Here is a 12463-nt window from a genome sequence, read left to right on the forward strand (position 1 = left end):
GGCCTATCTCCAAGGTCGGTAGCCCCATGTTCCACACCTCGACCCTGCTGCTGATCACCGCCGCCTACCTGGGCCTGCTGTTCGCCATCGCCTCCTACGCAGAGCGCCTCGGCAAGGGCGGCCGCTCCCTGGTGGCCAATCCCTACGTGTACACGCTGTCGCTGGCCGTTTACTGCACCTCCTGGACCTTCTACGGCTCGGTCGGCCAGGCCACCCAGCACGGCCTGCTCTACCTCACCATCTACCTCGGCCCCACCCTTTCCGCCGTGCTCTGGTGGGTGGTCTTGCGCAAGCTGATCACCATCGCGAGGGAACAGCGCATCACCACCATCGCCGACTTCATCGGCGTCCGCTACGGCCATTCGCTCGCCCTCTCGGCGATCGTGACCCTGGTCGCCGCCGTCGGCATCAGTCCCTACCTGGGCCTGCAGATCAAGGCCATTCTCACCACCTTTTCGTTGCTGACCGGGTCGACCTCGCACTGGGCCGGGCTGGTGTTGGTGGGCTTGATCGCGCTATTCGCGGCGAATTACGGCGTTCAGGGCCACGACGTCTCGGAGAAACACGAAGGACTCACCCTGGTGGTCGCGATCGAAGCGGTGGTCAAGCTCGCCGCCTTTCTGGCCGTCGGCCTATACGTGGTGTGGATGGTGCTGCCCTCGGTGGACGACCTGGAAGCCAAAACGGCGGCCTTGAACTTTCCGGCATCTTTCGATCCGATCAATTGGCACACCAACCTGCTGTTGGCCAGCGTGGCGATCGTGTTTCTGCCCCGACAATTTCACATGGCCGTGGTGGAAAACCACGACATTCGCCACCTGCGTACCGCCATGTGGCTTTTCCCCGCCTACCTATTGCTGCTCAACGTGTTCGTCCTGCCAGTGGCGCTGGCGGGCCTGATCACCCAAGGCGCCGACAGCCACCCCGAAACCTACGTGCTCACCCTGCCCACCGCCGCGGGGCAATCCTGGCTGGCCCTGCTGGTGTTCATCGGCGGATTCGCCGCCGCCTCCGGCATGATCATCGTCGAATCACTGGCCATCGCCAACATGTTCATGAACAGCATCATCTCGCCCTTCCTCTTCAATTTCCAGCGGGTCCGCCGCATTCCCGGGCTGCTCACCTGGCTCAAGCGCCTGGTGATCGTCGGCGCGGTGATGGCCGGTTACCTGTTCGCCATGGTGGCGGGTGAAAGCCGCTCGTTGGTCGACTTGGGCCTCATGAGTTTCGAGGCGGTGTGCATCTTCGCGCCCATCGCCCTGGGTGGCCTGTTCTGGAAGGGCGGCAACCGCAACGGCGCGCTCTGCGGCGTGATCGCCGGTTTCGCGGTTTGGGTGTATACCCTGGTCCTGCCGCTTTTGGCGGAAGGCGGCTGGTTCGACGGGCTCGCCTGGATGGCGCCCCTGCTCGAGCATCCGATTTGGAACCCCCACGCCCTGTTCGGGTTCGATGGCCTCGACCGCTGGACCCACGCACTCTTCTGGCAGCTCAGTTTCAACATCGGGCTCTACTTTTCGGTGTCCCTCCTCACCCGCCAATCGGAAACGGAGCAACGCCAGGCGCTGCGGTTCGTGGCGTCCTACATCCCGCGCGTCATGCCCGCGGGCATGAACGCGACGCGCATTCGCCGCACGCTGGGACGGTACCTGGGCAAACCGGCCGCGGCGGAGGTGGTGGACGGCTACCTCGAGAGCCACCAATGGAAGGAAGGTCAACTGGACGGCGCGCAGCTACACCACCTGCGCGAGGAGGCCAAACGCGCCCTTTCGGCCAGTTTGGGTTCGTCCATCGCCAACATGGTGTTCGAGCACCGCGACTCCTACACGGACATGGAACGCCAATCGCTATTGGAAGAAATCACCGACATGTCCCAGACCCTGCGGCTGTCGCGCCAGGATCTCGCCGTGGTGAACCGCCAACTGGCGGGACTCAAAGCCTTTCGCGAGAACATCATCGAAAGCTTGCCCCAAGGCGTCGGCACCGTCGACGAACTCGGCATGATTCGCTACTGGAACCAGGCGATGACCGGCTTCTTTCGCATCCCCGCCGACGAAGCGCTCGGCCAACCCGCGGCCCGGGTGCTGGGCATGCTGGAGCCCAACCCGCTGGCACCACAGATTCAAGTCGGCGATCACGAATGCCGCACCTCGCGGAAGCATGGCCCCCAATTTACCGCGCACGTGGCCGCCCTGACCGGCTCCGAGCGGGGCTTCGTGTTGATTCTCGAAGACGTCAGCGAACGCCACCGCATGGAACAACAGCTACTGGCCGGGGCCAAACACGCCTCGATCGGCCGGCTGGCCGCCGGGCTCTCCCACGAGATCAACAATCCACTGGCTTCCATCTCCTCGCTGGTTCAGGAGATGATGGACGAACCCAATTCGGCGTTCACCACATCCTCGCTGGAAACCGTGGACCACCACATCGATCGCATCTCCCGCATCCTGAAAGGATTGGGCGATTTCGCCCGCCTCCAGCCCGAGCGCAAACAGATGGGACTGCTGCAGAACGCCGTCGACATGGCACTGCAATTGGTGGCCTACGACAAGAGCTTCAAAGCCATTCGCATCGAGACGTCCTTCGCCTCGTTGCCACCCATCCCGCTGAACGGCGACCGCCTGCAGCAGCTCTGCCTGAACCTGATGCTCAACGCCCGCGACGCCATGCCCGACGGCGGCACGCTCACCATCCGCACCTGGCTGGAAGAGGGCCAGGTGGGCCTGAGCTTCAGCGATACCGGCGCCGGAGTCAGCCCCGACGATGCCGAACACATCTTCGAACCCTTTTTCTCGACCAAGGGACCTCGAGCCGGGACCGGTTTGGGTCTTTCCATCTGTGATAGCATCGTCAAAGACCACAACGGCAGTATCGTGCTGACCCGAGCCCCCGGCGGCGGCGCCTGCTTCGAGATACGCCTGCCCCTCGCGGCAGATGAGCTGGATTGAATGATGAGCCCGACCATCCTGATTGTCGAAGACGAAGATACCCTGCGCCAATCGCTACAGCGGGTGTTACGGCGCGAGGGCTATCAGGTGGACAGTGCCGCCACGGCGGAGGAAGGCCTGGCTTTGTGCCGTGCCACCCGCTATCACCTGATCATTTCCGACATCAATCTGCCAGGCATGGACGGCATCGAGATGTTGGCCCGCATTCGCGCGATGGATGCCGACGCCATCTTTATCATCACGACCGCCTACGGCGCGCTCGACAGCGCGATCGGGGCCCTGCGCGCCGGAGCCTACGATTACCTGCTCAAACCCGTGAAACACGACGCCCTGCGCCGGCTGGTGCGGACGGCGCTCGCCGGTACCGCCGACAACCGGTCGGACGCCCCAACACCGGACGGTTTCGACGGCATGATCGGCATCGACGGGGGCCTGCGCCACATGGCCGCCGAACTGCGCATGGTGGCGCGCTCGGCCTCTTCCAACCTGTTGTTGCTGGGTGAAACCGGCACGGGCAAGGGCTTTTTGGCCCGCGCCATCCACGCCGCTTCGGCCCGTGCGACCAAACCCTTCATGGCGATCAATTGCGGCGCCGTGCCGGAGCATTTGATCGAAAGCGAAATGTTCGGTCACGTCAAGGGCGCCTTCACGGGCGCCGTCTCCGACAAAACGGGCTTGTTCGTGGCTGCCGACGGCGGCACCCTCTTTCTGGATGAAATCGGTGACATGCCGCTCGCCATGCAGGTCAAGCTGCTCAAGGTGCTGGAGGACGGCGAGGTGCGCCCCCTGGGCGGGACACGCGGGCGCAAGGTCGACATCCGCGTGATTTCGGCGACGAACAAGGACTTGACCCAGGCCATCGCGGCCGGCACTTTCCGCCAGGATCTGTATTACCGCATCAACCTATTTACGATGTCGATCCCACCCCTGCGCGACCGCCGCGAAGACATTCCGGCGTTGGTGGCCCACTATCTCGCGCGACACGAATCCGGCAAGACCATGTCGGCCGAAGCGCTCGCCAAACTACAAGCGCACGGTTGGCCTGGCAACATTCGCGAGTTGCAGAACGTCGTGGAACGCTGTGCGCTGATCAGCCAAGGCGAGGAGATCGAAGAATCGGACCTGCCCACGGCGTTGCGAGCGGGGATGAACCCGATCGATGCCCAGGATCGCGGCGCGCTCTCCATCGAGGCCTACACCAAAAAAGTCATCTTGGAACACCAGGACCGTCTTTCCGAGACCGAACTCGCAAAAATGCTGGGCATCACGCGCAAGACCCTTTGGGAGAAACGACGCAAATGGGGCCTGCTGCGCTAGCCCGAGGCGCGCCAAGGTCTTGCCAAACCACTGAGCGGTAGGTGCAGGGGTGTTCATGCGTAAGTCTTTTTTTACCACAGAGTTCCCAGAGGCCGCGGAGACAGGCACAACATAGCCGAGAAGAAACATATCCCACCATCGATTAGAAATGAAATGCGCAGGATCCGGGAGTGATATCTGAATTCGTGTCAATACGTGTGATTCGTGGGCAAATTTCTTTCAGCCAAAGATAAGCCAGGATGCGTGGTTTCCAGGAAGAACACACCGGAAAGATCAGATACATAAACTAAAAAAATAAAGCAACTTCACTCCGTTTCCTCTGTGACCTCAGTGGTAAAAATCCGAAATCACCGCCGATCGGGATGGAAAGTCGGAAAGATCAGATCCGGCGGCTCGTGTCACCGTGTTTCTTTTCGTAATGCGCCTTTGTTACGAAACGAAACGGGATCGGTGGTCGCCATCGCCAAACCAACATCAACTTTTTTGAATCTAAACCTTTAAGAACGTTCCAAATCCTGGCACCGAGCCTGCACCCTCGTTCGATCGCGATTTCATCGATCGAAAAAAATATGGATTTGGTCACACCTCGGATGGACTTCACCTGCGGTGGGCCAATCGAGGGGGGACTCCAATGCATGGTGATGGCAAACGCTATTGGCACACCAATTTAAAATATCTGACCGCCATACTCAGCGTGTGGTTTCTGGTGTCGTTCGGCTGCGGCATCTTATGGGTCGAGCAACTCAACCAAATCAGAATTGGCGGGTTCCAACTGGGCTTCTGGTTCGCCCAGCAGGGCTCCATCTATACGTTCGTCGTCCTGATTCTCGTGTATGTGGGACTCATGAACCGGCTCGACGCCCAATACCGGGCAGAGGAGGCCGATTCATGAGCGTTCAGACCTGGACCTTCCTGATCGTAGGACTCAGTTTTGCGGTTTACATCGGCCTGGCCATCTGGTCACGGGCCCGCAGCACCGGCGAATTCTACGTCGCGGGCGGCGAAATCAACCCCATCTTCAACGGCATGGCCACCGCCGCCGATTGGATGAGTGCCGCCTCGTTCATCTCCATGGCCGGCATCATTTCGTTCGTCGGGTACGACGGCTCCGTCTACCTGATGGGCTGGACCGGCGGATACGTGCTGCTGGCGCTGTTGTTGGCGCCCTACCTGCGCAAGTTCGGCAAATTCACGGTGCCCGATTTCGTGGGCGACCGCTATTACTCGCGCGTGGCGCGGATCGTGGCGGTACTCTGCGCACTCTTCGTGTCCTTCACCTATGTCGCCGGCCAGATGCGCGGGGTCGGCATCGTCTTCTCGCGCTTTCTGAATGTCGAGATCAACACGGGCGTGGTCATCGGCATGCTGATCGTGTTTTTCTACGCGGTGCTCGGCGGCATGAAAGGGATCACCTACACCCAGGTAGCCCAATACTGCGTGTTGATTTTCGCCTACATGGTTCCGGCGATCTTCATCTCCATCATGATCACGGGCAACCCGATCCCCCAGTTGGGCTTCGGCGACACGCTCAACGACGGCTCCGGGGCCTACCTGCTGGATGTGCTCGATCAACTGAACAGGGACTTCGGCTTCGCCACCTTTACCGGGGGCAGCAAGAGCACGATCGACGTCTTCTTCATCACCGCCGCGCTGATGGTGGGCACGGCCGGACTGCCCCACGTGATCGTGCGGTTCTACACGGTGCCCAAGGTATCGGGCGCGCGCGTCTCGGCCTTCTGGGCCCTGCTGTTCATCGCCATTCTGTACACCACCGCACCGGCGGTGGCCGCGTTCGCCCGCACCAACCTGTTGCGCACCATTCCCGAACGGGCCTACGCCGACGTGCCCCAGTGGTTCGCCCGCTGGGAGGACACCAAGCTGATCCGCTTCACGGACAAGAACGGCGACGGCATGATCACCTACAGCGGCAACGGTGCCGTCAACGAACTGGACATCGACCGCGACATCATGGTGTTGGCCAATCCCGAAATCGCCGACCTGCCGTCGTGGATCATCGCCCTCGTGGCCGCCGGCGGTCTGGCCGCCGCGCTTTCGACCGCGGCCGGGCTGCTGCTGGTGATCTCCACCGCATTCGCCCACGATCTGCTCAAGAAGAGCTTTTACCCCGATCTTTCGGAACGGCGCGAATTGGGCTTCGCCCGCATCGCCGCCGGCGGCGCCGTGATTCTGGCCGGTTACTTCGGTGTGAATCCGCCCGACTACGTGGCGGCGACGGTAGCCATCGCCTTCGGGCTGGCGGCCTCGAGCTTCTTCCCCGCCATCATTCTGGGCATCTTCAGCAAACGGGTGAACCGCGAAGGCGCCGTGGCCGGCATGATCACGGGTCTCCTGTTCACGACCTCCTACATCGTCTACTTCAAGTTCCTGTTCCCCGAAACCAACAACGCGGCACACTGGTGGTTCGGCATTTCGCCCGAAGGCATCGGCACCCTGGGCATGATCGTCAACTTCGTGGTCTCGATCGCGGTCAGTCTGTTCACGCCCCCGCCACCGCGGGATGTCCAAGAGATGGTGGCGCGCATTCGCCTGCCGGGTTGATACCCGAGAGGTTGCGGAGGGCCGCTTCCGGAGGGCCGCTTTCGGACGGCCGCTCTCGGACGGCCGGCCCTCGGAGGGTTCCACCGCCGGGTGCGACCATCGCCCGGCACCCTCGCCCCGCAGCCCGCACTCGCGAAGCGCGAAAGCCACCGATCCAAACGAGAACCACGAGATCTGCATGTACATAGGGGGGATACTATGAGACAGCAGCGTTGTGCCCGCGTGCTGATGGCGGCGCTATGCCTGGTGGCGAGCGCCGTGGCAGGGCCACAAGATAATGATGTGAACGAACACCGAATCCGCATTTCCAGCTCCGTCGAGATGGGTTTCTGGGGGCGGGTGATCATGAACACCCACCTGGATACCGAGGACATTCGCGGCAATACGGATTTCGCCACCTACGTCACGGGCGAAGCCTCCGACGAGGTGAACTTCAACCCGCGCGACACGCGCCTCGGCTTCAAAACCCACTCCGTGTTCGACGGTTGGCACGCGGGTTTGGTGGCCGAAGCCGATTTCTACGGCGACAACGCCGGCAACAACCTCACCCCGCGCCTGCGGCTGGGCTACGTGAAGCTGGAGAAAAACGACCTTTCCTTTCGGCTCGGTCAGGATTGGATTCCGCTGGGCCAACAGAACCCCGGCATGGTGGATTTCGGCATTCTCGCCTGGGGCGGCAACCTCTGGTGGCGGGTGCCCCAACTCACCGTGCGCAAACAGTCGGGCAAGTTCCAATGGCTGGGCTCGTTGATGAAACACCGTATCTCCAACGACCAGGAGAGCCAGGAGAAATGGCCCTGGATGATCGGCCGCCTGGCCTGGCAGTCCGACGGCCACCTGGTCGCCGTGGGCGCCGGCTATCGCTCGGTGGAAGTGAACGGCATCGAGTACGATCCCTTCCTGACGGTTCTCGAGTTCAAGACGGGATTGGGCGGCAAGGCCTCCATCAAGGGCGAGCTGTGGCACGGCGCCGGTCACGGTCGCGAGTTCATCCGCTACGGCTTGGATTACAACCCCGTCATGGCGGATACCATCCGCTCCAGCGGCGGCTTCGTCTCGGTGCACCTGCCCATGGGCGACCGCAACCACTTCAACCTGGGTGTGGGTCTGGACCATCCCGACGAGGAGGATCTCAGCGACGGCGTTGGCGGCATCATCGCCACCGCCCCCTTCGTGGAAAACCAGGTGATCTTCGCCAACTACCAACGCAAGTTGAGCAAGCAATTCAGTTACGGCATCGAAGTGCTGCACATCGATACCGAGCAGCGCGATCGCACCAACATCGACAGCCAGCGCTTCACTTTGAGCGTGGCTTACATCTTTTGATTCAAGGGGAACATCATGACCATCGACATCTTCCCGGCCAAGGAAGGTCAGGGCCGCATCCACGGCATGCGCGAATACCAACAGACCTACGAGGCCGCCCAGCGAGATCCCAACGCCTTCTGGGATCGGGTCGCCCAGCGGCTGACCTGGTTTCATCCGTACCACACCGTTCGCGAGGGCGACTTCACCGACGGCTCGGTCAACTGGTTTTCCGGAGGCCGACTGAACGTGTCCTTCAACTGCCTCGATCGCCATTTGAAGACACGGGCCGAAAAGACCGCCATCATCTGGGAGGCCGACAATCCCGCCGACACGCAGCACATCAGTTACAAGCAGTTGCACCGGGAAGTGTGCCGCATGGCGAACGTGCTGCTGGCCCACGGCGTGCGCAAGGGTGACCGGGTCTGCATCTACCTGCCGATGGTGCCCGAGCTGGCCTACACCATGTTGGCCTGTTGCCGCATCGGCGCCATTCACTCGGTGGTGTTCGCCGGCTTCTCCGCCGATTCGCTGCGCGACCGCATTCTGGACTGCGGCGCCCGGGTGATCGTGACAGCCAACGAAGGGCTGCGCGGCGGACGGGTCCTGCCGCTCAAGCAGATCTGCGACCGGGCCTGCGAAGGCCTGGCCAAGCTGGACAGCGTCCTGGTGGTGCGCCGCACCGAGGCCGACACGCCCATGGTGGAGGGTCGCGATCACTGGTTGCACGAGGCCATGAAAGCCCAGCGGGCCTACTGTCCCGCCGAGTGGATGCACGCCGAGGATCCGCTGTTCATCCTCTACACCTCCGGTTCCACGGGCAAGCCGAAGGGCGTGCTGCACACCAGCGGCGGCTACCTGACCTACGCCAGCTACACCCACGAAACGGTGTTCGGCTACCGCGAAAACGACATCTACTTCTGCGCGGCGGACATCGGTTGGATCACGGGCCACAGCTACATCATCTACGGTCCGTTGGCCAACGGGGCGACGACCATCATGTTCGAATCGACCCCGATGTTCCCCAACCCCGATCGCTACTGGGACATCGTCGAGCGCCACGGCGTCAACATCTTCTACACCGCACCGACGGCGATCCGCGCCCTGGCCGCCAAGGGCGATCAATGGTTGGAAGGCCGCGACCTGTCCAGCCTGCGGGTGCTGGGCACGGTGGGCGAACCGATCAACCCGGAGGCCTGGCAGTGGTACTACGACAAAGTGGGCGGCGGTCGTTGTTCGATCGTGGATACCTGGTGGCAGACCGAAACGGGCGGCATGATGATCACGCCGATCGTGGGGGCCAACCCCGTCAAGCCCGGCTCGGCGACCCTGCCCTTCTTCGGCGTGGAACCGATTCTAGTGAACGAGCACGGCGAGCGCCTGGACGGCAACGACGTCACGGGTCACTTGTGCATCGCCAAGCCGTGGCCCTCCATGGCACGCACCATTTGGGGCGATCACGAGCGCTACCTGCACACCTATTTCTCCACCTACCCGGGCTACTACTTCACCGGTGACGGCTGCCGTCGCGACGAGCACGGCAACTACTGGATCACGGGTCGGGTGGACGACGTGCTGAACGTCTCCGGTCACCGACTGGGCACCGCGGAAATCGAGGCCAGCATCAACAGCGCCGAGCTGGTCGCCGAATCGGCGGTGGTCGGCTTCCCCCACGCCATCAAGGGCACCGGCATCTTCGCCTACGTGGTTTTGCAGGCCGATGCCGAGAGCAGCGATCACGACGTCGTGTCGTTCAGCGTGCGCGAGCAGGTCACGCGCGACATCAGCAAGATCGCCCGGCCGGACGAGGTGTTGATCGTGTCGGGCCTGCCCAAGACCCGCAGCGGCAAGATCATGCGCCGAATCCTGCGTAAAATCGCGGAGCACGAATACGAAAAACTGGGCAATCTCACGACCCTGGCGGACCCGAACGTGGTGGAGCACATCGTCGAAGCCCATCACGAGAACTGCAGCCCGACCCGCGTCAGTCCCTGACCTTTGTGGTTCCCCAATCGGTGGCATGCCCGCGGATCCCCGGCCGCGGGCATGCCATCTTCTCGTTCGGGGGTCGTTCAGCCCGGGTTCGCTTCCGGGTGGCCCCCCGGTCATCCCGTGCCGAGTGGACCCCCACGCCACCACGACGGCTTACGCATGTTTCTTGAAAAACTGGTCCATGGCCTCCACGGCACGGCGCACATCGGCGTCGACATCGTAGAGCGAGACGTGGCTGGCCCCGGGAATTTCGACCAGTTCCTTGGGTTCGCTGGCCGCCGCGTGGAAGGCAACCGTGAGCGGGCCCGTATCCTGGAGCGCCTTTTCCGCATAGATGCCGATGTAGGGTGTGTAGAGATAGGGTGCATACGTCTGGGCATCGGCCAACATGGTACCTTCCTGCATGAAGGTCGGAACCAAGTGGGAATAATTCGAATAGGTCTGCTTTCCGGCTCGCTCGGTCATGTAGAATTCATATCCCTCGTACCGGGCGGAGTCCTTCGGTAACTGGGACACGTCTTCGGTCTCGTAGCCCAGGCCATCCATGTATTCGATCTCCCCGGTCTCGTAGGTCTTCTGCCGGCCCGCATTGGCGGCCGCGATCACCGCGGTGACGGTCTCTCGATTCATGGTCTGGAAAAAACTGGCTTTGTTGCTCATCATGCCCGAAACCGTGGCGATGGCCTTCAAGCGCTTGTCGGTCGTCGCAACCAGCGCCATATACCCCCCGGAGGCACAGACACCCAAACCGAAGAGTTTCCCGCGATCCACGAAAGGAAGCGTGCCGAGAAAGCTGACGCCATCGCGGATGCTCTCCATTTTGGTGAACGCGTGTTCGTAGTTGCGAATGTCCCCTTCGCTGTCACCGTATCCGAGGTGGTCGAAGACCAGCGAGACATAACCCAATTCGGCTAGGTGGCGGCCGTACACGGCACCGGTCTGTTCCTTCACCTGATTGAACGGCGGAGAGAAAATCACGGTCGGGTAACTTCCCGTCTCATCGAATCCTTCGGGTGTATAGAGATGAGCGGCCAACTGGCAGCCTTGGCTTGTGAAAGTAATCGCATTCTTACCCGCTTCGATGGCAGTGGCGTTGATGGGATTCGTCATATGGGCAACTCCTAACGCTTGTGTTGAAAGCTTCGGCTCCGGCGGAGGCTCGCCTGATTCGGGCCTTCCCCATCGCTCAGGCTCCCACCGGGCAGGAGTCCCGATGGATGCGCCGATCCGAGCCGTTTTCTCAGGTTGCATGGTACAGGCTGCGTCGAGACCAAAATAGGCGGGAACCCCTCGAATACTTGCCTAATCCAATTTCATCGATGGCGATTGATCAAAAACAGGGTATTTTGATGGCCATGGAACAAACGAGAGTTCAAGAACTGGTCGCCCGCCATGCATCCTCCGAGGGTGTACACGACACCCCCTTCGACGGGGTTCAACTCTTCAGATTGTGCAAGCCGGTGGAGCGCCTTGCCGGCGTCTACAGCCCATCCCTGTGCATCATCGTGCAAGGCAGCAAGCGCGCCTATCTGGGCGACGCGGCATTCACTTACGACCACGAACACTACATGTGCGCGACCATGCCCCTCCCGGTGGAGGGCGAAGTGCCCCACGCAACCCCGGAAAAACCGGTCCTGGGTCTGCTGATCAGTCTCGAGACACGGGCCATGGCCGAGATGTTGATCGAGTACGAAGCCGGCGCCAGACCATTGCCAAATCCCAAGGCTGCCGAAACCATTCCGGGACTGGTCGTGGCGGCATGGAGCGAAGCTTTTGTCACGGCGCTTCTACGTCTCCTCCAATTGCTCGACGATCCGCTTTCGGTGCGTCTCCTGGGTCCCGGCCGCTTGCGAGAGCTCTTTTTCGCGGTGATTCAGGGTAAGGCGGGGCCCATGATTCGCCATTCCTTCGGAACGTCACACAACCTCTCGCGCGCACTGAGTTACTTGCGGAACAACTTGGAAGAGCCGCTGTCGATCGACGACCTGGCCGAGCACGCCGGGATGAGTCGTGCGGTGTTCGATCGCCGCTTCAGGGAGGCCACCACCCACTCCCCCCTGCAATTCATCAAATTGCTCCGATTGAGCGAAGCGGCCATGCACATCGCCCAAGGAATGCCGATCAGCCAGGCCGCCGAAAGCGTGGGCTATGGCAGTGCGTCTCAGTTCAGCCGCGAGTTCAAACGCCACTTCGGCAAGTCCCCTCGGCAATGGGGAAAAGGTGCGGCGCGGGAACCCTTCGTGTAGGAGCTCGGCTACTTGCTTCAGGCGTGTGCGCGCCAAGGGTATTTCCAAGGATTGGTCGAAACGTAGCGATTTTTGCGTCCAGCCGGCAGGGTTCCCGTC

8 protein-coding genes are annotated in these 12463 nt (G+C 61.8%); 7 read left to right on the forward strand and 1 reads right to left on the reverse strand.

From position 1 onward, the window contains the following. Nucleotides 1–26 precede the first annotated feature (26 nt). From J3U87_RS33935 to acs, 6 genes are all read left to right on the forward strand, one after another. Nucleotides 27–2945, forward strand: coding sequence for a sensor histidine kinase (locus J3U87_RS33935; RefSeq protein WP_237380477.1), 2919 nt, complete (start codon nucleotides 27–29; stop codon nucleotides 2943–2945). Beyond that, a complete protein-coding gene (locus J3U87_RS33940) occupies nucleotides 2946–4262 on the forward strand; it encodes a sigma-54-dependent transcriptional regulator (protein WP_237380478.1) in 1317 nt (438 codons plus the stop codon). A gap of 631 nt (nucleotides 4263–4893) precedes the next feature. Next, nucleotides 4894–5154, forward strand: a complete 261-nt coding sequence (locus J3U87_RS33945) for a DUF4212 domain-containing protein (protein WP_237380480.1) — start codon at nucleotides 4894–4896, stop codon at nucleotides 5152–5154. After that, complete coding sequence (locus J3U87_RS33950) at nucleotides 5151–6821, forward strand: sodium:solute symporter family protein (protein ID WP_237380482.1); 1671 nt, start codon at nucleotides 5151–5153, stop codon at nucleotides 6819–6821. The genes J3U87_RS33945 and J3U87_RS33950 overlap by 4 nt, the downstream gene beginning before the upstream one ends. 198 nt (nucleotides 6822–7019) lie before the next feature. Continuing rightward, on the forward strand, nucleotides 7020–8147 hold the full coding sequence (locus J3U87_RS33955) for a hypothetical protein (protein ID WP_237380484.1): 1128 nt from the start codon (nucleotides 7020–7022) through the stop codon (nucleotides 8145–8147). A 15-nt stretch (nucleotides 8148–8162) separates the two neighbouring features. Then, nucleotides 8163–10121 carry an acetate--CoA ligase gene (gene acs, locus J3U87_RS33960; protein ID WP_237380486.1) on the forward strand — a complete coding sequence of 653 codons (1959 nt, stop codon included), beginning with the start codon at nucleotides 8163–8165 and terminating at the stop codon, nucleotides 10119–10121. 150 nt (nucleotides 10122–10271) lie between these two features. Here acs and J3U87_RS33965 read toward each other — a convergent pair whose 3' ends face one another. After that, nucleotides 10272–11228: an alpha/beta hydrolase gene (locus J3U87_RS33965; RefSeq protein ID WP_237380487.1), complete on the reverse strand. Its 957-nt coding sequence runs from the start codon at nucleotides 11226–11228 to the stop codon at nucleotides 10272–10274. 245 nt (nucleotides 11229–11473) lie between these two features. Here J3U87_RS33965 and J3U87_RS33970 point away from each other — a divergent pair, with 245 nt between their 5' ends. Next, complete coding sequence (locus J3U87_RS33970; RefSeq protein ID WP_237380488.1) at nucleotides 11474–12364, forward strand: AraC family transcriptional regulator; 891 nt, start codon at nucleotides 11474–11476, stop codon at nucleotides 12362–12364. Nucleotides 12365–12463: the final 99 nt, after the last annotated feature.

Origin of the sequence: Sulfidibacter corallicola (genome assembly GCF_017498545.1) — a bacterium.
Lineage (GTDB): Bacteria > Acidobacteriota > Holophagae > Acanthopleuribacterales > Acanthopleuribacteraceae > Sulfidibacter > Sulfidibacter corallicola.